This window comes from Bradyrhizobium sp. BR 1433 (assembly GCF_051547665.1).
Classification (GTDB): Bacteria; Pseudomonadota; Alphaproteobacteria; order Rhizobiales; family Xanthobacteraceae; genus Bradyrhizobium; species Bradyrhizobium australafricanum.
This window is the reverse complement of sequence record NZ_JBPUGG010000001.1, coordinates 720619-740142: the sequence shown is the minus strand read 5'-3', so window position 1 is coordinate 740142 and position 19524 is coordinate 720619. Positions and strand designations below refer to the sequence as shown.

Genomic DNA, 19524 nt, shown 5'->3' with positions numbered 1-19524 from the left:
GCCATGAGCGTCTCCGAACCGTTCATCCGCCGGCCGATCGCCACATCGCTGCTCGGCATCGCCCTGATGATCGGCGGTGCGCTCGGCTATCGGGCGCTGCCGGTCTCCGCGCTGCCGCAGGTCGACTTTCCGACCGTGCAGGTGACGACGCAATTGCCGGGCGCCAGCCCCGACGTGGTGGCCTCGCTGATCACGGCGCCGCTCGAGCGGCAGCTCGGGCAGATCCCGTCGCTGTCGTCGATGAACTCGACGAGCTCGTTCGGCGTCAGCCAGATCTCGCTGCAGTTCGACCTCAACCGCGACATCGACGGCGCCACGCAGGATGTGCAGGCCGCGATCAACGCTGCCGCCGGCATCTTGCCGAAGACGCTGCCGTATCCGCCTGTCTACGCCAAGGTGAACCCTGCGGACGCGCCGGTGATGACGCTGGCGCTGACCTCGGACACGATCTCGCTGCGGGCGATGAGCGATCTCGCTGACACCATCCTGGGCCAACGGCTGAGTCAGATTTCCGGCGTCGGCCGGGTCTCGATCCTCGGTGGATTGAAGCCGGCGGTGCGCGTGCAGGCCGATCTGGCCCGGCTCGCGGCCTACGGCATCGCGATGGAGGATCTCCGCAACGCGATCGCCGGTGCCAACGTGTCGGGGCCGAAGGGATCGCTCGACGGTGCCCAGCAATCCTACACCATCGCCGCCAACGATCAGATCGCCGCCGCCGACGCCTACCGGCCGATCATCATCGCCTATCGCAACGGCTCGCCGGTCACGATCGGCGACGTCGCCCAGATCGTCGATGGGCTGGAGAACGACCGCACCGGCGGCTGGTACCAGGGCACGCCGGCCGTCATCATCGACATCCAGCGCCAGCCGGGCGCCAATGTCATCGACGTCGTCAAGCAGATCCGCGGCGAAATCCCGCGGCTGCAGCGTGCGGTCCCGTCCGGCGTCAAGCTGACCATCGTCTCCGACCGTACCGTGACGATCCGCGCCTCGGTGCGCGACGTGCAGTTCACGCTGATCCTGAGCGTCGTGCTTGTGACGCTGGTGGTGCTCCTGTTCCTGCGGTCGCTGCGCGCGACCCTGATCGCCGGCGTTGCGCTGCCGCTGTCGCTGATCACGAGCTTCGGCATCATGTATTTCGCGGGCTTCAGCCTCGACAATCTGTCGCTGATGGCGCTGACCATCGGAACCGGATTCGTGGTCGACGACGCCATCGTCATGATCGAGAACATCGTTCGCCACATGGAAGACGGCGAGACGGTGATGGAGGCCTCGCTGAAGGGAGCCAGCGAGATCGGATTCACCGTGATCTCGCTGACGGTGTCGCTGATCGCGGTGTTCATCCCGCTGCTGTTCATGTCCGGCCTAGTTGGCCGCATGTTCCGCGAATTCGCGCTCACTTTGACGATCGCGGTCGTGACCTCGGCGATCGTCTCGCTGACATTGACGCCGATGATGTGCTCGCGGCTGCTCAAGAACATCCATGAGGAGATGGCGGTCCCGGGCCTCGCCGCGGTCAGCCGTTTCATCGACCGCATGGTGGAGTTCTACCATCGGACGCTGCTCTGGGTGCTGCGGCGCCAGCGCGCGACGCTGCTGGTGACGTTCGCGACCATCGCGCTGACGCTGATCATGTATGTGCTGGCACCGAAGGGTTTTCTGCCGCTGCAGGACACCTCATCGATCACGGCGGTGACCGAGGCCGGACCCGACGTCTCGTTCGCCGAGATGCAGCGGCGGCAGAGCGCGGTCTCAAACATCATCAAGGCCGATCCTGATGTGGTCGGCGTGGTCTCGGTGATCGGTTCGGGCTCGGTCAATCCGACCACCAATGTCGGCCGTCTGGTGATGACGCTGAAGCCGCTCGACCAGCGGCGCGAGGGCGTCGTCAAGGTGATCGAGCGGCTGAAGGAGAAGATCGCGACGGTGCCCGGCATGACGGTGTACTTCCAGCCGGTGCAGGATGTGCAGATCTCGACCCAGTCGAGCCGCTCGCAATACCAGTACACGCTGACCGCGACCGACGCCGCCGAGGTCTCGCAATGGGCGCAAAGGCTCGTCGCCGAGATGCGGCGCGACCCGATCTTCCGCGATGTCTCCTCGGAGGCGCAGGAGGGTGGCCTGCGCGCGGCGCTCGACGTCAATCGCCAGCGCGCCGGCCAGCTCGGCGTCAGTTTGCAGGGCGTCACCGACACGCTGAACGATGCCTTCGCGCAGCGGCAGATATCGACGATCTACGGCCAGGCCAACCAGTACCGCGTCGTGCTCGAAGCGCTGCCGATGTATCAGCGCGACCCGTCGATTCTCGACAAGCTCTATCTGCCCGGCGCCAACGGCGCGCAGGTGCCGTTGTCGGCGGTGGCGACGCTGGTCCGGACCACGGCGCCGCTCGCGATCTCGCACCAAGCGCAATTCCCGTCGGTCTCGCTCAGCTTCAACCTGGCGCCGGGCGAGGCGCTGGGCGACGCGGTCGCGGCCGTGAAGGCGATCGAGAGCAGGATCGGAATGCCCGGCAGCATCGTCGGGATCTATTCCGGCGACGCCGCCGAATTCTCGCGCTCGCTCGCCGGCCAGCCCTGGCTGATCCTGGCGGCGATCATCACGATCTACATCGTGCTCGGCGTGCTCTATGAGAGCTATATCCATCCGATCACCATCCTCTCGACGCTGCCCTCCGCCGGCGTCGGCGCCATCCTCGCCTTGATGCTGTGCGGGCAGGATCTCTCGGTGATCGGCCTCATCGGCATCATCCTGTTGATGGGTATCGTCAAGAAGAACGCGATCATGATGATCGACTTCGCGCTGGAGGCCGAGCGTCACCAGGGCATGTCGTCCTATGACGCCATCGTGCAGGCCTGCCTGCTGCGCTTCCGCCCGATCATGATGACGACGCTGGCGGCGCTGTTCGGCGCGCTGCCGCTCGCGATCGAAAGCGGCACCGGCGCGGAACTGCGCTTCCCGCTCGGTATCTCGATCATCGGCGGCCTGCTGTTGAGCCAGCTGCTGACGCTCTACACCACGCCTGTGATCTATCTGGCGCTCGACCGCCTCAACCGTCGGATCGAGCGGGCCGTGCCGGAGCCGGGTCCCAGCGGCCCGCCGATCGCGGGCGCCACCGAGGGCATGCAGTGATCTCGATCTCGGAGCCCTTCATCCGCAGGCCGGTGGGCACCACACTGCTTGCGATCGGGCTGTTCCTGGTCGGGGTCGTCGCCTACCAGTTCCTCCCGGTGTCGTCGGTCCCGAATGTCGATTTCCCGACCATTCGGGTGTCGGCGTCCAGGCCGGGAGCCGATCCCTCGGTGATGGCCGCGACCGTCGCCGCGCCGCTGGAGCGCAAGCTCGGCACCATTTCGGGCGTCGACCAGATCACCTCGACGAGTTCGCTTGGCACCACCAGCATCCAGGTGCAGTTCTCGATCGGCCGCAATATCGACCGCGCCGCGCGCGACGTGCAGGCCGCGATCAACGCCTCGCTCGCCGATTTGCCGAGCGACCTGCCGTCGCTGCCCAAGTTCCGCAAGGCCAACCCGGCCGCGTCGCCGGTATTTGTGCTGGCGCTGACCTCGAAGACGATCTCGACCAGCGCGATGTACGACGTCGCCGACACGGTGCTGGCGCAGCGCATCTCGCAGGTGCCGGGAGTAGGCGAGGTGACCGTCAGCGGCGCCGACCAGCCGGCGGTGCGCATCGCGCTCAACCCGGTGTCGCTGGCGAACGCCGGAATCGCGACCGACGACGTCCGGCTCGCGATCATCAATGCCAACCCGCTGGGACCGGTCGGCATCTTCAATGGCGGCCGGCTGAGCGAGACGCTTTCGATCAACAAGCAGATGCGCACCGCGGCGGAATTCCGCGAAATTGTCATCAAAAGCTCGAACGGCAATTACGTCCGCCTCGCCGACGTCGCCGAGGTCGAAGATTCCGTGCGCAACTCGCGCTCGATCGCCTGGTTCAACAAGCAGCCGGCGGTGCTGATCCAGATCACCAAGCAGGGCGACGCCAACGTCATCGACACCGTCGACGGCGTTCGCAGGATGCTGCCGGAACTGAAGAAATGGATTCCGGCGGGCGTCGAGATCTCCACTCTGGTCGACCGCACCGGAACGATCCGCGCCAGCGTCGAGGACATGCAGTTCACGCTGCTGGCGACCGCAGTGCTCGTGATGATCGTGGTGTTCGTGTTCCTGCGCCGGGTGGTGCCGACGATCGCCGCCGGTGTGTCGGTGCCGCTGGCGCTGGCCGGCACCTGCGCCGGAATGTGGCTCGCCGGCTTCTCGATCGACAATCTGTCGCTGATGGCGCTGGCGATCTCCGTCGGCTTCGTGGTCGACGACGCCATCGTGATGATCGAGAACATGTACCGCAATCTCGAGCAGGGCATGGCGCCATATCCGGCTGCCGTCGAAGGCGCCAAGCAGATCGGCTTCACGGTGCTGTCGATCTCGCTGTCGCTGATCGCGGCCTTCACGCCGCTGATCTTCATGGATGGCATCGTCGGGCGGCTGCTGCGCGAATTCTCGCTGACGCTGGTGTTCGCGATCGCGGTCTCGACCGTGGTGTCGCTGACCATCACGCCGATGATCTGCGCGCATTACATCAGGGAGGCGATCTCGGATCATGCCACCTGGTACGATCGCGTCATCGAGGGCACGCTGTCCCGTGTCGTGGCGTTCTACGCAGCGACGCTGCGGATCGTGCTCGGCTATCCCTTCCTGACCCTGGTGGTGTTCTTCGCCACCGTCGCGCTGACGGTGACGCTCTACATCAAGACGCCGAAGGGCTATTTCCCGACCGACGACAGCGGCTTCGTGATCGGCTCGACGCGGGCGTCGCCGGATATCTCGTTCCAGGCGATGCTTCAGCTGCAGCAGCGGCTCGCCGACATCGTGATGGCCGACCCCGCCGTCGCCGGCATCGGCTCGTCGGTCGGCTCCGGCGGCGGCCCGGGCGGCGCCACCTCCAACCGCGGCATCATGTACATCAGCCTGAAGCCGCCGGAGGAGCGGGGAGGCCTGTCGACTGCGCAGGTGATCGACCGGCTGCGCCGCAACCTGTTCATGGTGCCGGGCATCCGCTTGTTCATGTTCGCTGCCCAGGACATTCGCACCGGCGGCCGGCAGAGCGATTCAGACTACCAGTACACGCTCGCCTCGACCGATCTCGAGCTGCTGCAGAAATGGGCGCCGATCGTGGCCAAGCGCATGGAGACGGTGGAGGGCATCACGGACGTCTCCTCCGACCGCGATCCCGGCGGCCTGCAGCTCAACCTCGTGATCGACCGCAAGACCGCCTCCAGCCTCGGCGTCCGCGTGCGGGACATCGACAACGCGCTCAACAACGCCTTCTCGCAGCGGCAGATCTCGTACATCTACACCCAGCGCAACCAGTACGTGGGTGGTGCTCGAGATCGATCCGAAATTCCAGAGCGATCCGTCGAACCTCGAGCGCATCTACGTTGCCGGCGCCAACGACGTGCAGGTGCCGCTGTCGGCGCTGGTACACTACCAGCGTGGATTATCGGCGCTCGCGGTCTATCACTCCGGCGGCTTCCCCTCGACCACGGTGTCGTTCAACCTGCTGCCGGGCGTGCCGCTGGAGGTCGCGACGACGAACATCCAGCAGGCGGTCGACGAGCTGCACATGCCCGAGGGCATTCGCGGCAGCTTCGACGGCAATGCCGGCGACTTCAACAAAACCAGCGGGCGGCAGCCGCTCCTGATCCTCGGCGCGCTGGTCGCGATGTATATCGTGCTCGGCGTGCTCTATGAGAGCCTGGCGCATCCGATCACGATCATCTCGACACTGCCGTCGGCCGGCCTCGGCGCCTTGCTCGCCTTGCAGGTGACCAACACGCCGCTGACGGTGATCGCCTTCGTCGGCATCATCCTGTTGATCGGCATCGTCAAGAAGAACGGCATCATGATGGTCGACTTCGCGCTCGACGCCGAGCGGCATCAGGGCCTGTCGTCGCGGGACGCGATCTTCGAGGCCTGCCGCGCGCGCTTCCGTCCCATCCTGATGACGACGATGGCCGCGTTGTTCGCCGGCATTCCGCTGGTCATTGCGACCGGCCCGGGCACCGAGCTGCGCCGGCCGCTCGGCATCACCATCATCGGCGGCCTGTTCGTGTCGCAGATCCTGACGCTCTACACGACACCGGTGATCTATCTCTTGATCGACCGGCTGCGCCAGCGCCGCGAGCCGTCAGGCGTGCACGCACCCGCGGAATAGTTTGAATTGCACGATTGCAAGCGTATAGCGGAGCGATGTCCGAACCGACCGAAGCAAAAACCGATATTGTCGCCGAGATCGAGGAGTGCGCGCATTGCGGCAAGCCGTTGCCGCTGTGCATCTGCGCCAGCGTCACGCCGATCGAGAGCCGCATCCAGCTCCTGATCCTGATCCATCCGCAGGAGCAGGACAGGGCGCTCGGCACCGCGCGACTGTTGGCACAGCATTTCGAAAACGCCGTGGTGCGGATCGGGCTGTCCTGGCCGAGCCTGGCCAAGGCGCTCGGCCGGCCGGTACCCGATCCGTCACGCTGGGCGGCGCTCTATCTCGGCTCCGCCAAGGTCGAGGACCTCGATACCGATGCCGAGATCGTTGCGATCAACCGCAAGGGCGAGCTCGAGCCGCATCAGCGCGCCATCCTCTCCGACATCGAGGGCATCGTGCTGCTCGACGGCACCTGGAGCCAGGCCAAGGCGCTGTGGTGGCGCAATGCCTGGATGCTGAAGTGTCAGCGGGTGATTCTGGGCCGAAACGGCCCTCACTCTACGGCAGACTGCGGCGGGAACCGCGCCGCGACGGCCTGTCCACCATTGAGGCGGCCGCGATCCTGCTGGCGGGGCTGGAGAAGCGGCCGGATATTGCCGCAACGTTAACTAATAGTTTCGAGCGGATGCTGGCGAGATTCCGCGAAGTGCAGGCCAAAATGCCGGAATTGGCGCCAAAACCGAAGAAGCGGGACTTTCGCAGACGCCGGCGTTAGCCGTCCGGCTTGGTTGCCTATCGCAGAGAGGGCGTATATGAAGTGCGCCGCAAGGGGCCACGTGGCGGAGTGGTTACGCAACGGTCTGCAAAACCGTGTACACCAGTTCAATTCTGGTCGTGGCCTCCACTCATCTCATCAATGGCTTGCAGCCAGTCAATGAGAAGCCGCATTAACTCGCGGCGTACCAACCTTCAGGAAACGGAATCAGCGGCCACGGCGCCTGGTTGTCATTGGCCGCGCGCGGTGGCGGCTGAATGCGGGGCGAGGGCTGAGCCACGAGATCCTCCTGAGCAATGGGCGCGATCGCCGTTCGCACGGCGTCCAGCAGCAGATCAAATTCGACTTCGCTCATCACGCTCTCCGAGGTTCGAGAGCGCCATGGTCGCAAAACTGTCTTCGGTCCGGATTGAGCGATTCGTTCGAATTTTATGAAAAGAACGATGGCGCCCGCTTTGGTTAATGAATCGTTGGTGATCCCTTCGGGAACCTAGGTCGGCATGGCCGCACCTCGTGTGAAACAAATCACAACTTTCTAAAAACTCTTGCCGGGATTCCCGGCGGTATTCATAGCCGTCAAATATCGCAGGAATTTTAGGGAGACGTGACAATGGAGGCAAGTATCGCACGGTGGGGACCAGTCGCATGCCGCACGATCCTCGGCTCCTGCTGACGCGAACGGCGTAAGCCGTATGCGCCTGTATCTATCGTTTTTGTACAGGGAATATTCCCAACGCTCGTGCCGGAGCCGTCATGCCAGACTGGCGAGGTCGTGCGGCAGCATGGTCTTGAACTGCGTCAGCGCTTGCCGCGCCTTCCTCGGTGGCAGCGTGATCGTGTGACGCACGGCGGCTGCGATCAGTGTCATGGTCAGGGCGGAAAAGGTGGCGAGAGCGGCAGTCGGCATGTCGGGCGCAATCCGCCTGACCGCGTCGGACAACAGGCCGGAGAGCACGGCCATGTCGTCCGCATCGAGCTTCTGCAGGGCGCGGTCGGCTTGCGTCGCCTGCCAGATGTCGCGCATGACAGGCTCGCGTATGAACATCTCGTAGTAGCTGTCGACGATCCTGCACAGCGCCGGGTGCAGGTCGCGCGCGGTCGTCACCGCGGCCAGATCGCGCCTGACGCAATCGCGCCCGACCGCGTTATGGCGTTCGGCCAGGGTGCCGATGATCGCGGCCTTGTCCGGGAAATATTGATAGAGCGAGCCGAATGCGACGCCGCTGCGCGCGACGACGTCGCTCATGCGGAAAGCCTCGCTGCCCTTTTCCGCCATGATCTCGGTCGCGCAGGCGAGGATGCGCTCGAAGCGCTCGCGGCTGCGCTGCTGGGTCGGGGCAAGCCGCGCCAGCCCGGGCAGGGGAACGTCCACGGGCGCGGCCTTTCGTCTCGACATCTCTCTCTTCCCTGCGATCGGGGTTGACGGCTCTAATACGAGAGTTTATCGCATTTTACAAATACGAGTATATCTCGCATTTGGAGGCGGAAACGATGCGCCAGATCCTGACCTCGGCCTTGCTGTGGTTTTCCGCGCTCGGCTGCGGCCTACTCGCCGGGCTCTATTTTGCGTTCTCGGCTTTCGTCATGACCGCGCTCGGCCGCATCGACCAGGCCGCCGGCATCTCGGCGATGAACGCGATCAATGTCGATATTGTCCGCTCGCCGTTCATGCCGGTGTTCCTCGGCACCACGCTATCCTGCGCCGTGCTGGTCGTGCTCGGCGGGCTCAGATGGCAGGAGCCGGGCGCGATTGCGATGATTTGCGGCGGCGGCCTCTACGTGGTCGGCATGTTCGTCGTGACCGTCGTCTTCAATGTGCCGCTGAACGATCAGCTTGCGGCCTCTGATCCTGCGGGCACGTCGGCGGCATCGGTCTGGGCGCGCTATCTGACCGACTGGACCTTCTGGAACCACGTGCGGACCATCGCCTCGCTGGCCGCAACCGCGCTGTTCATCGTTGCCATCGCCGGGCGATAGCAGCCCCGTTTGCGCGAGGAGCTGGGCCGTCGCGCCCCTGACAGAATCACGGGCGCGGCGCGACCGCTGCGCTGGCGGTGTTTCCAGGCGCCCGCAGGAGCGCGGCCGGGCCGGCGGGCTGGGCATGTCGCACGCCGGGCGACAGGTAAGCCCTTGTATCGCAGAGGCTTACCGTGCGCGCTAAAGTTTCGCCGGAGGGGCCATTTGGTTCTTTGCAAGGCCGAAAGGCTTTGTTATACGCTGCCCGCTCGCGAACAGATGTTCGCCTATTCCTCGGTAGCTCAGCGGTAGAGCATTCGACTGTTAATCGAATGGTCGCTGGTTCGAATCCAGCCCGGGGAGCCAGTTCGGTCTGGCCCCATCACTCATCAACAATCACAAGCCCGTGGTCCGCAGCGGACAGGCCGAAAACGTCGTCAAATCAACTCAATAACCCTCGACACTTGCTTTCGTCGGGTTTTGAGAGGTGATTTTGATGACCATTAACTTGATCGACCTGTCGATGCCGCAGCCGACGCTCGTTCCGAATGATGCGCCTGACATCAGCGACGATGAATGCGTCCGCCGACTCGCGAAGGCCGTCGAGGAGCATGATTCCGAGCATCTCGACGAAGTGGCCCGCCTGATCGGCCGACTCGCCGTCACGATCGAATAGACCGCGCCACGAGCCCGTTTTGGGAGCGCGTTTCGCCCGCCAACGGCGTGTTGCGTTTTGGCGGAGCTTGTTCCAAAAGATGGCCCTGTTCTAGCTTCTCCAGCGGCAATGCCGCGACTTGCAGGGTCTCCGCCAATGACCGGTTTTTCGACCGCGCGCCAGTATATGGTCGATGGTCAGGTGCGTCCGAGCGACGTGACCGATGATCGTATTCTCGATGCCATGCTGACCGTGCCGCGCGAGGTCTTCGTGCCGGCCAGCAAGCAGGCGCTGGCCTATCTCGACCTCGACCTCGATGTCGCCGAGGGCGGTGCGACGAGGCGCTGCCTGATCACGCCGGCGCTGCTCGCCCGAATGCTCCAAGCCGCCGAGATCAAGGCCACCGACCGCGTCCTCGTGGTCGGCTGCGCGACCGGCTACGCCGCCGCCGTCGTGGCGCGCTTTGCCGCAGAGGTCAGCGCGACCGAAAGCGATCCGGCCCTTGCCGCAAAGGCGACCACGGCGTTCGCCGAACTCGGGATCCAGAATATCACCGTCAAAACGGCCGCGGCCGCCGATGGCGATGCCGCGGGCGCCCCGTTTGACGTCATTATCCTCAATGGTGCGACGGAAATCGTCCCGACCGGGCTGTTCGGCCAACTCAAGGAGGGGGGCCGGCTGGTCGGGGTGTTCGGCCTGTTGCCGCCGCCGCGCGCCACCCTGGTGACGCACTCCCACGGGGATTTCGGCCATCGCGAGCTGTTCGACGCCTCGGCCGCCGTTTTACCCGGATTCGAGCGAGTTCCCGCCTTCGTCTTCTGACCGCGATGGCGGCGCACCGGCTGATAAAATCCGTTCCGAATCAGAAGTGTGGCCCGTTTGCCCCATGTGAAGAGTTTCGACCGTGTTCCGTTGCGGGGTAGTTCCGTTGGGCCTAGCTGCGGACTAAGGTGAGGCGGGACTCACTTCGACTGAAGCGACCGCCGGACTGATTTGCGTGTGGGAGACGGCGACTACAATGATTGGATTTCCGGGGATGCGTGGGGTGAAGGTTGTCACCGCGGCTGCGACTGCCGTCCTTCTGTTGGCGGAGATGGGCCCTGTGCCCGCACTCGCCGATACAATCGAGGCCGCGCTGGTGCGGTCCTACCAAAACAATCCCCAGCTGAACGCGCAACGCGCGCAGGTGCGGTCAACTGACGAGAACGTTCCGCAGGCACTGTCGGGCTACCGCCCGAAAGTCGCACTGACGGCAAGCGCGGGGTACCAATACACCGATACGCTGACGACACAGGGCGGCGACGCGAACAATCTTGTCCGCACCCAAATCCATGGCGCCAACGCGCCGCGCAGCGCAGGCCTCACGGTCAACCAATCGCTGTTCAACGCGCAGACCGCGCCCAGGGTGCGCGCGGCCGAAAGCCAGGTCTCGGCGGCGCGCGAGGGCCTGCGTGTGCTCGAGCAAACCGTGATCCTGAGCGCGGCCACGATCTACATGGACTATCTCCGCGACTCCGCCATCGTCGAAGTTCAGCGCAGCAACACGCGCGTGCTGGAACAGACGCTGAAGCAGACCCAGGACCGCTTCAATGTCGGCGAAGTGACGCGGACCGACGTCGCGCAATCCGAAGCGCAGCTCGCGGCAGGTAAAACCCAGCAGCTCACCGCCGAATCGAACCTGACGACGACGCGATCGAATTTCCGCCGCATCATCGGCAACGAGCCGCAGAATCTCGCGCCGGGCTCGCCGGTCGACCGCTTCCTGCCGACGACGCTTGCGGCCGCCGTCGATCTCAGCCTGACCCAGAATCCGAACGTCACCTCGGCGATGTACGGCGTCGACGTCAACTTCCTGCAGGTCAAGGTCAGCGAGGGTGCGCTGTTCCCGTCGGTCAACCTGCAAACGTCGGTGCAGCAGCAATACGAACAGACCCTGATCAGCCAGCGCGCATTCAGCGCGGGAACGGCGGTCCAGCTGTCGGTGCCGCTCTACCAGGGTGGTGCGGAATACTCGCTGATCCGCCAGTCCAAGGAATCGCTGGCGCAGCAGCGCCTCGTGCTCGAACAGACCCGCGATCAGGCGCGCGCCAACGTCGTCACCGCGTGGGGCCAGCTGGTCGCCGGCAAGTCGCAGGTGGCGTCGGCACAGGCGCAGGTGACCGCGTCGGAGATCGCCCTGAACGGCGTGCGCGAAGAGGCCAAGGCCGGTCAGCGGACCACGCTCGACGTGCTCAACGCGCAGCAGGCGCTCGTCAACGCGCGCAACGCGCTGGTGACCGCGCAGCACGACCGCGTCGTCGCGTCCTATAACGTGCTGAGCGCGGTTGGCCGCTTGTCGCCGCAGGTGCTCGGCCTTTCGACCAACGTCTACGATCCGAGCGTGCATTACCAGCAAGTTCGTGACAACTGGGCCGGCGTGCGCACGCCCGACGGCCGCTAAACACCTTCGCATCATCATCGCTTGTCGCGTCATGTTTGTGGTTCTGAGTTAATCAGGATCACAAACAGGCGCGTTTGCTTGCATTCGATAATTGGCCTGACATACCGTTTTGTCGGGCAGCAAGGCGATTCGCGGCGCGCCGGCGTAGCGTGATGACAGGTGCGACGCCACCTGTGATCACGCTGCATTGGGCGACACGAAGCTTGCACAAAGCCTCGGGCGGGCTTGATCTGGGGACAAGTCGGGCGGGAGCAGTCAAAATCTCCGCCCGCATCATCGGAACCGGCGAATCCTCTCGGGCTTGATGTAAAATCGTTTCGATGTGGAGTTGGAGATGACGCAACCTGCGAAGGTCCAAGAGCCCTCGATGGAGGAGATCCTGGCGTCGATCCGTCGCATCATTGCCGACGACGAGGCGAAGCCGGCCGCGGCCGAGAAGCCTGCGGCCGCCGCTGCAGCGCCGGCGCCGAAGGTCGAGCCAGCACCAGCAGCCAAACCCGCGATGAAGAGCCCGCCGCCCGCGGCGCCACCGGCTGCGAAGGCCGCCGCGCCCGCGCCGAAAGCACCGCCGCCTGCGTCGGCACCGGCGGCCAGCAACAGTCAGGACGACATCGACTCGCTGCTCGCCAGCCTCGATGAGGCGACGCCCGCAGCCGAGATCAGGCCGTCGCCGCAGCCCGCGGCCCAGCCCGAAGCCGACGTGTTCGAACTCACCGACGAGATGGCGCTGCCGGACCCGGCCGCCGCGCCGTCGTTCCGCAAGGTCGAGCCCAGGACGACCTCGAGTTCACGGAAGCGCGGAGCCGGGCGCCGGAACCGGCCGGGAGCCGCCGGCGATCGAGACCGCGCCCATGCAGCAGATCATCTCGGGAACCACGATGCGGGCCGTCGAGTCGGCCTTCAACTCTTTGGCCAACACCGTGCTGAGCAACAATGCGCGGACGCTCGAGGATCTGGTCAAGGAGATGCTGCGGCCGATGCTGAAGTCCTGGCTGGACGACGATCTGCCTGGGCTGGTCGAGCGGATCGTCAAGGCCGAGATCGAGCGGGTATCCCGCGGGCGCTAGCTGCGCGCGGCGTTAGCAGCGCAGCCGGCGCGAGGCTGGCCCCCGCCGTTGGGCCTGGCGGCCCTCAATCAGCTCCCCAAATGCCCTAAACGTCGATTTGACGTACCGGTCCGGTTGACTTGGTGCGCTCCGGCGGCTTTCTAACGCTTTCCATGGTCCACAGCGCATTGTCATGATCGAGAAAAACTACCAGCCCGCCGATATCGAGCACCGGATGGCCCGGATCTGGGAGGAGAGCGGTGCGTTCAAGGCCGGCCGGCCTGAACGCAAGGACGCCGCGCCTTTCACCATTGTGATCCCACCGCCGAACGTGACCGGCTCGCTGCACATGGGCCACGCGCTCAACAACACGCTGCAGGACATCCTGTGCCGCTTCGAGCGGATGCGCGGCCGCGACGTGCTGTGGCAGCCCGGCACCGATCACGCCGGCATCGCCACCCAAATGGTGGTCGAGCGTCAGCTGATGGAACGGCAGGAGCCGGGCCGGCGCGATATGGGCCGCGCCAAGTTCCTCGAGCGGGTCTGGCAGTGGAAGGCCGAGAGCGGCGGCACCATCGTCAACCAGCTCAAGCGCCTGGGCGCCTCCTGCGACTGGTCGCGCGAGCGCTTCACCATGGACGAGGGCCTGTCGCGCGCCGTCGTCAAGGTGTTCGTCGAGCTGCATCGCGATGGCCTGATCTACAAGGACAAGCGCCTGGTCAACTGGGACCCGAAGCTGCTCACCGCGATCTCCGATCTCGAAGTGCCAGCAGGTCGAGGTCAGGGGCCATCTCTGGTACCTGCGTTACCCGATCGAGGGCCGCAACTTCAGCCCCGAGGATCCGAAATCGTTCATCGTGGTCGCGACGACGCGTCCCGAAACGATGCTCGGCGACACCGCGGTCGCGGTGCATCCGGACGACGAGCGCTACGCCGATCTGGTCGGCCAGCACGTCATCCTGCCGCTGGTCGGCCGCAGGATTCCGATTGTCGCCGACGACTATTCCGATCCGGAGAAGGGCTCGGGCGCGGTCAAGGTGACGCCGGCGCACGACTTCAACGACTTCGAGATCGGCAAGCGTCACGGCCTGCCGCAGATCAGCGTGCTCGACCAGGAAGGCAGCCTCAGCCTGGTGGGCAACGAGGACTATCTGCGCGGCCTGCCGATGGGCGCCGACGAGTTCGCCGACGAGTTTGACAAGATCGAGCGCTTCGCGGCGCGCAAGAAGATCGTCGCAAGGCTGGAAGAGTTCGGCTTCCTCGAGCGGATCGAGCCCAACACCCACATGGTGCCGCATGGCGACCGCTCCGGCGTCGTGATCGAGCCGTATCTGACCGACCAGTGGTATGTCGACGCCAAGACGCTGGCGCAGCCGGCGATTGCGGCGGTGCGCTCCGGCGAAACCACGTTCGTGCCGAAGAACTGGGAAAAGACCTATTTCGAGTGGATGGAGAACATCCAGCCCTGGTGCATCTCGCGCCAGCTCTGGTGGGGCCATCAGATCCCGGCGTGGTACGGACCCGACGGCAAGGTGTTCGTCGCCGAGACCGAGGAAGAGGCGGTCGGCCACGCGCTCGGCTATTACGTCGAGCAGGAAGTCATCACGCCGGAGCAGGGCCACGACATGGCGGTCGACCCCGCCAAGCGCGAGGGCTTCATCACGCGTGACGAGGACGTGCTCGACACCTGGTTCTCGTCGGCCCTGTGGCCGTTCTCGACGCTGGGCTGGCCGGACGACACGCCGGAGGTCGCGCGCTACTACCCGACCAACACGCTGGTTACCGGCTTCGACATCATCTTCTTCTGGGTCGCCCGCATGATGATGATGGGCCTCCATTTCATGAAGGAGGCGCCGTTCTCGACCGTCTACATCCACCGCCTCGTCCGCGACGAGAAGGGCGCCAAGATGTCGAAGTCGAAGGGCAACGTCATCGACCCACTCGGCGTGATCGACGAATACGGCGCCGACGCGCTGCGCTTCGCGCTGACCCGTGAGGCGGCGCAAGGCCATGACATCCGCCTGTCGCCGCATCTGGTCGAGACCAACCGCAATTTCGCGACCAAGTTCTGGAACGCCTGCCGCTTCGCCGAGATGAACGAGTGCGTCAAGCCGGACGGTTTCGATCCGAAGGGCGCAAAGGAAACGTTGAACCGCTGGATCGCGCACGAAACCTCGCGCGTCACCCGCGAGGTCACCGAGACGATCGAGGATCATCGCTTCAACGATGCCGCGGGCGCGATCTACCGCTTCGTCTGGAACGTGTTCTGCGACTGGTATCTCGAGCTCGCGAAACCCGTGCTGATGGGCGAGGAGGGCGCGGCCAAGGCCGAGACCCGCGCCATGATCGCCTGGACCCGCGACGAGATCCTCAAGCTGCTGCATCCGTTCATGCCCTTCATCACCGAGGAGCTGTGGGCGGTGACCGCAAAGCGCGACGGCCTGTTGGTGCTGGCGTCCTGGCCGCGCAAGTCGGGCGTGACCGGCGAGCAGCTGGCCGCGATCGCGACCGCCGGTCCGGTGGTCGATCCGATCATTCCGCCGGTCATTGCCGCGCTCGACGCCGACGAGTTCAGCGATCCCGCGGCCGAGGGCGAGATCGGCTGGGTGGTCGATCTCGTCACTGCGATGCGGTCGGTGAAGGCGGAAATGAACATCCCGCCGTCGACACTGACGCCGCTGGTGATCGCGGGCGCCTCCGACGAGACGCGGGACCGCGCGCAGCGCTGGAACGACACCATCAAGCGGCTCGCGCGATTGTCGGATATCTCGTTCGCCGATCACCCGCCGGAAGGCGCGGTGCAGCTCCTTGTCCGCGGCGAGGCGGTCGCGCTGCCGCTGAAGGGCGTGATCGATCTCGCGGCCGAACGCACGCGGCTGGAGAAGGAGCTCGGCAAGGCCGACGCCGACATCAAGCGGGTCGATGCCAAGCTCGCCAACGAGAAGTTCGTCGCCAACGCGCCGGAAGAGCTCGTCGAGGAAGAGAAGGAAAAGCGCGCGGCAGCAGCGGAGCGCCGCGCCAAGATTCTCGAGGCGATCGAGCGGTTGAAGAAGGCGTCATAGCTGATAACGCCGTGGCGCTCAAAACCGCTTGCTGAGGAATTTCGATCCCTTCAGCCCGTAGCGCCAGGGCAGGTCGACGGCCTTGGTGATGCCGATCCGCACCCCGGTGATGATGTCGGGCGCTTCGGTCCGCGCATGGAGCGCGATCGGGGCGCGGTCGAGTGGCAATTCGCTGTGCGCGATGGTGATGCCGAGCGCCTCGCAGAGCTTGCCGGGCCCCGAGCACAGCGCGCGCTCGTCTTCCAGCCCGCGCCGCCGGCGCATCGCCGCGAGCCCATGGGTCGGCTCGATCGCGCGGATCAGCACGGCGCTGGCCGAGCCCGCTTCCTCGCAGACGAAGTTGACGCACCAATGGATGCCGTAGGAGCGGTAGACGTAGGAGAAGCCCGGCGGGCCGAACATCACCTGGTTGCGCGGGGTCGGCCCGCGGTAGGAATGCGCCGCCGGGTCGGTGTGATGATAGGCCTCGACCTCGGTGATGATGCCGCCGGCGCCGCCGACCAGGAAGGTCGCGCCGATCAGGTCGGGGCGACCTCGTGGACGCTGCGATCGAAGAAGGAGCGTTTCAGCGCCTTGCCGAGGCGCGGCGCGGTCGCGCTGATGGATCGGGATTTTTGAGCCATTTTGAGGTGGGAAATCGGCATGGAACGGGCCGCAAGACTGCCAGTATATGGGCAGGTCTGCTAGGGTCGCGGGGCGGGTTGCGAGCCGCGTCAACACCGATTAGCTAAGCCCTTGGTTCGGAGCATTGATCTGCCTGGATCATGCTCCCGCGACTTGCAGGCATCCATGGTCACCATCGTCGACACCATCTCCACCACTCAGCTCCGCCCGCGGCACCCCGAAAAGGTCAACCGGCCGGATGCCGTGTCGCCGCCGAAGCCGGACTGGATCCGCGTTCGTGCGCCGAACACGCGCGGCTATGCAGATACGCGCCGGATCGTGAAGGAGAACGGCCTCGTCACGGTATGCGAGGAGGCGGGCTGCCCCAATATCGGTGAGTGCTGGGACAGAAGCACGCCACCTTCATGATCATGGGCGACACCTGCACGCGCGCCTGTGCGTTCTGCAACGTCAAGACCGGCATGCCCGGCGCGCTCGAGGCGAGCGAGCCGGAATACGTCGCGGAGGCCACCGCCAAGCTCGGGCTCAGTCATGTCGTGGTCACCTCCGTCGACCGCGACGATCTCGCCGACGGCGGCGCCGAGCATTTTGCCGAGACCATCCGCGCCATCCGCGCACGCTGCCCGACCACCACGATCGAGATCCTGACACCGGACTTCCTGCGCAAGGACGGCGCGCTGGAGCGCGTGGTCGCGGCCAAGCCCGACGTCTTCAACCACAATCTGGAAACCGTGCCGTCGCGCTATCTGACGGTCCGTCCCGGCGCCCGCTATTTCCATTCGATCCGGCTGCTGCCAGCGGGTCAAGGAGATCGATCCGACCATCTTCACCAAGTCGGGCATCATGGTCGGACTCGGCGAGGAGCGGCACGAGGTGCTGCAGGTGATGGACGACCTGCGCTCGGCCGAAGTCGATTTCCTCACCATCGGCCAGTACCTGCAGCCGACCCGCAAGCATCACGCCGTGATGCGCTACGTGACGCCGGATGAGTTCGCAGGCTACGAGCGCGTCGCCTATACCAAGGGCTTTTTGATGGTGTCGGCGAGCCCGTTGACGCGCTCGTCGCATCACGCCGGCGAGGATTTCGCCAAACTGCAGGCGGCGCGCACGGCCCGCGGCCGCTAGATTTTTGTAAGCGGCGGTAAGCCGGCGCCGTCTCGCGCCGTTGCTTGATCGGGCCTTGACCGAACCTTGAGCGAACCTTGGACTGGACCAATGCAGCGCGTTCTGGTGATGGGATCGTCGGGATCCGGCAAGTCGACCTTTGCGCGGCGGCTGTCCGCCATGACAGGGATTCCGACCGTGTCGATCGATGCGCTGTTCTGGAAACCGGGCTGGGTCGAGTCGGGCAGGAACGAATTCGAGCGCCGCATGACCGAAGCAGCCCGCGAACCGCGCTGGATCATGGATGGGAACTACATGAGGCATGGTGCAGGGGAATTGCGCCGCCAGCTCTCCGACACGATCATCTGGTTCGACCTGCCGCGGTCGACCTGTATGCTCGGTATCGTCAGGCGGATAGCCGGGAGCTATGGCGAGGTCCGCCCGGAGATGGCGGAAGGCTGCCCCGAGAAGATCGATCTCGAATTCTTCCGCTACGTCTGGACCTATCGCCGGCAGCAGCGGCCGAAGCTGATCGAGTATTTTGCCGGCTTGCGGCCCGATCAATCGCTGGTCTGCTTCACCGATCGGGCGCAGGCGGATGATTATCTGAAGCGCCTCGCACTCGGGCAGAACCGTGCGAGTGTCCACTGATGCCACGATTCTCAAGCAAGCGGCGGGTCCGCCACACCGCACCTCAAATGTTCGATCTGGTCGCCGACGTCGAGCGCTATCCCGAATTCGTGCCGCTGTGCCACTCGCTCAAGATCCGCCAGCGCACGCCCAGGGACGACGGCACTGAGGTCGTGGTGGCGGACATGACGGTGTCCTTCAAGCTGGTGCGGGAAACCTTCACCAGCAAGGTGACGCTCGATCGGCCCAATCTGAAGATCCTCGTCGAATATCTGCGCGGCCCGTTCAGCAATCTGGAGAATCGCTGGAGTTTTGAGCCGAAGTCGGAAACCGAATGCGATGTCGGCTTCTTCCTGAACTACGAATTCAAGAGCCGGATGCTGGCGATGCTGATGGGCTCGATGTTCGACGCCGCATTCTCACGCTTTGCCGCGGCGTTCGAGAAGCGCGCGGATCAGGTCTACGGCAAGCCGCAGCTGTCGACGTAGCGAAGCCGTCTCGTCTACATCTCTGGAACGCAAATGCCCGGCACGAGGCCGGGCACGACGGATGGTGCGGGAGAGCGTTCGCCGACTTACGGGCAGGATCGCCGCACGCCGCCGGAGGCGATGTAGGTGCCCGAAGCGGGGTCGTAGGTACGGAAACGCTGGGAGCAATAAGCGTCGTTGTTGGCCTTGGCCTGGCTCGCCGCAATCGCGCCGCCGATGATCGCGCCGGCCGCCAGCCCGCCGATGATCGCCGCGCCGTTACTGCCATGATCGCGATAGTAACCACCGCGGTAGCCGTATCCGCCGCGATAGCCGTAACGCGGACCACCGTGCCAGTGCCGATACTGCACATGCTCGACGGAGGCAGGCTGGTCCTGCAATCGCGCGGGAGCGAGTGGTGCGGCGGACGAAGGCGCGACAGTCGACAGCGTCATGGCGCCAGCGCTGATGGCGGCCACGACCAAAGTTCCCAACTTCATCATTTTCTCCTTGTTGTGGGATTTTTGCTGTTGGACGAACAATCGA

Annotated in this window: 11 protein-coding genes, 2 tRNA genes and 6 pseudogenes; 15 read left to right on the top strand and 4 right to left on the bottom strand. The window is 65.0% G+C overall.

Going from position 1 to position 19524, the window contains the following annotated elements:
• Window positions 1–3 precede the first annotated feature (3 nt).
• The 4 genes and pseudogenes from ACSKB9_RS03690 to ACSKB9_RS03675 all read left to right on the top strand — a co-directional run bounded on the left by ACSKB9_RS03690 (window position 4) and on the right by ACSKB9_RS03675 (window position 7123).
• On the top strand, window positions 4–3132 hold the full coding sequence (locus tag ACSKB9_RS03690) for an efflux RND transporter permease subunit (RefSeq protein WP_438071717.1): 3129 nt from the start codon (window positions 4–6) through the stop codon (window positions 3130–3132).
• Window positions 3129–6234: pseudogene (locus ACSKB9_RS03685) on the top strand (efflux RND transporter permease subunit). Before ACSKB9_RS03690 ends, ACSKB9_RS03685 begins: the two are co-directional and overlap by 4 nt.
• 35 nt (window positions 6235–6269) lie before the next feature.
• A pseudogene (locus ACSKB9_RS03680) lies at window positions 6270–6994 on the top strand (tRNA-uridine aminocarboxypropyltransferase).
• Window positions 6995–7049: 55 nt separating this feature from the next.
• Window positions 7050–7123: transfer RNA gene (locus ACSKB9_RS03675), tRNA-Cys, on the top strand.
• A 43-nt stretch (window positions 7124–7166) separates the two neighbouring features.
• Here the strand turns inward: ACSKB9_RS03675 and ACSKB9_RS03670 are convergent.
• Together ACSKB9_RS03670 and ACSKB9_RS03665 are read right to left on the bottom strand one after the other, a co-directional pair.
• The gene (locus tag ACSKB9_RS03670; protein WP_016842103.1) at window positions 7167–7349 is read right to left on the bottom strand and encodes a hypothetical protein; all 183 of its coding nucleotides are present in this window, start codon (window positions 7347–7349) and stop codon (window positions 7167–7169) included.
• Window positions 7350–7745: 396 nt separating this feature from the next.
• The gene (locus ACSKB9_RS03665; RefSeq protein ID WP_438071715.1) at window positions 7746–8390 is read right to left on the bottom strand and encodes a TetR family transcriptional regulator; all 645 of its coding nucleotides are present in this window, start codon (window positions 8388–8390) and stop codon (window positions 7746–7748) included.
• A gap of 95 nt (window positions 8391–8485) precedes the next feature.
• Here ACSKB9_RS03665 and ACSKB9_RS03660 point away from each other — a divergent pair, with 95 nt between their 5' ends.
• The 8 genes and pseudogenes from ACSKB9_RS03660 to ACSKB9_RS03625 all read left to right on the top strand — a co-directional run bounded on the left by ACSKB9_RS03660 (window position 8486) and on the right by ACSKB9_RS03625 (window position 16153).
• The gene (locus tag ACSKB9_RS03660) at window positions 8486–8971 is read left to right on the top strand and encodes an anthrone oxygenase family protein (RefSeq protein WP_438071713.1); all 486 of its coding nucleotides are present in this window, start codon (window positions 8486–8488) and stop codon (window positions 8969–8971) included.
• Between the two features lie 270 nt (window positions 8972–9241).
• Window positions 9242–9316, top strand: a tRNA-Asn gene (locus tag ACSKB9_RS03655).
• A gap of 130 nt (window positions 9317–9446) precedes the next feature.
• On the top strand, window positions 9447–9626 hold the full coding sequence (locus ACSKB9_RS03650; RefSeq protein WP_028331942.1) for a hypothetical protein: 180 nt from the start codon (window positions 9447–9449) through the stop codon (window positions 9624–9626).
• Between the two features lie 135 nt (window positions 9627–9761).
• Complete coding sequence (locus ACSKB9_RS03645; RefSeq protein WP_438071711.1) at window positions 9762–10427, top strand: protein-L-isoaspartate O-methyltransferase family protein; 666 nt, start codon at window positions 9762–9764, stop codon at window positions 10425–10427.
• Window positions 10428–10641: 214 nt separating this feature from the next.
• Window positions 10642–12045, top strand: coding sequence for a TolC family outer membrane protein (locus ACSKB9_RS03640; RefSeq protein WP_050385334.1), 1404 nt, complete (start codon window positions 10642–10644; stop codon window positions 12043–12045).
• A gap of 334 nt (window positions 12046–12379) precedes the next feature.
• Window positions 12380–13112: pseudogene (locus ACSKB9_RS03635) on the top strand (DUF2497 domain-containing protein).
• A gap of 172 nt (window positions 13113–13284) precedes the next feature.
• A pseudogene (locus tag ACSKB9_RS03630) lies at window positions 13285–13797 on the top strand (class I tRNA ligase family protein); the annotation flags it as partial.
• 49 nt (window positions 13798–13846) lie between these two features.
• The gene (locus tag ACSKB9_RS03625) at window positions 13847–16153 is read left to right on the top strand and encodes a valine--tRNA ligase (RefSeq protein ID WP_438080039.1); all 2307 of its coding nucleotides are present in this window, start codon (window positions 13847–13849) and stop codon (window positions 16151–16153) included.
• An 18-nt stretch (window positions 16154–16171) separates the two neighbouring features.
• Here the strand turns inward: ACSKB9_RS03625 and ACSKB9_RS03620 are convergent.
• Window positions 16172–16776: pseudogene (locus ACSKB9_RS03620) on the bottom strand (DNA-3-methyladenine glycosylase).
• Between the two features lie 166 nt (window positions 16777–16942).
• Between ACSKB9_RS03620 and lipA the strand changes: the two are divergent.
• The 3 genes and pseudogenes from lipA (at window position 16943) to ACSKB9_RS03605 (ending at window position 18999) form a co-directional block, all read left to right on the top strand.
• A pseudogene (gene lipA, locus ACSKB9_RS03615) lies at window positions 16943–17902 on the top strand (lipoyl synthase).
• 90 nt (window positions 17903–17992) lie between these two features.
• A complete protein-coding gene (locus ACSKB9_RS03610) occupies window positions 17993–18532 on the top strand; it encodes a DNA topology modulation protein (RefSeq protein WP_438071709.1) in 540 nt (179 codons plus the stop codon).
• The gene (locus ACSKB9_RS03605; protein WP_438071707.1) at window positions 18532–18999 is read left to right on the top strand and encodes a type II toxin-antitoxin system RatA family toxin; all 468 of its coding nucleotides are present in this window, start codon (window positions 18532–18534) and stop codon (window positions 18997–18999) included. Before ACSKB9_RS03610 ends, ACSKB9_RS03605 begins: the two co-directional genes overlap by 1 nt.
• Window positions 19000–19085: 86 nt before the next feature.
• On the opposite strand, the gene ACSKB9_RS03600 is transcribed toward ACSKB9_RS03605, so the two are convergent.
• The gene (locus ACSKB9_RS03600) at window positions 19086–19481 is read right to left on the bottom strand and encodes a BA14K family protein (protein WP_438080038.1); all 396 of its coding nucleotides are present in this window, start codon (window positions 19479–19481) and stop codon (window positions 19086–19088) included.
• Window positions 19482–19524: the final 43 nt, after the last annotated feature.

Excerpts from the sequence above, each read along its gene's own strand:
- ACSKB9_RS03600 (WP_438080038.1), bottom strand. The coding sequence starts at position 19,481 with ATGATGAAGTTGGGAACTTTGGTCGTGGCCGCCATCAGCGCTGGCGCC.
- ACSKB9_RS03645 (WP_438071711.1), top strand. The coding sequence starts at position 9,762 with ATGACCGGTTTTTCGACCGCGCGCCAGTATATGGTCGATGGTCAGGTG.
- ACSKB9_RS03610 (WP_438071709.1), top strand. The coding sequence starts at position 17,993 with ATGCAGCGCGTTCTGGTGATGGGATCGTCGGGATCCGGCAAGTCGACC.
- ACSKB9_RS03690 (WP_438071717.1), top strand. The coding sequence starts at position 4 with ATGAGCGTCTCCGAACCGTTCATCCGCCGGCCGATCGCCACATCGCTG.
- ACSKB9_RS03640 (WP_050385334.1), top strand. The coding sequence starts at position 10,642 with ATGCGTGGGGTGAAGGTTGTCACCGCGGCTGCGACTGCCGTCCTTCTG.
- ACSKB9_RS03605 (WP_438071707.1), top strand. The coding sequence starts at position 18,532 with ATGCCACGATTCTCAAGCAAGCGGCGGGTCCGCCACACCGCACCTCAA.
- ACSKB9_RS03670 (WP_016842103.1), bottom strand. The coding sequence starts at position 7,349 with ATGAGCGAAGTCGAATTTGATCTGCTGCTGGACGCCGTGCGAACGGCG.
- ACSKB9_RS03660 (WP_438071713.1), top strand. The coding sequence starts at position 8,486 with ATGCGCCAGATCCTGACCTCGGCCTTGCTGTGGTTTTCCGCGCTCGGC.
- ACSKB9_RS03665 (WP_438071715.1), bottom strand. The coding sequence starts at position 8,390 with ATGTCGAGACGAAAGGCCGCGCCCGTGGACGTTCCCCTGCCCGGGCTG.
- ACSKB9_RS03650 (WP_028331942.1), top strand. The coding sequence starts at position 9,447 with ATGACCATTAACTTGATCGACCTGTCGATGCCGCAGCCGACGCTCGTT.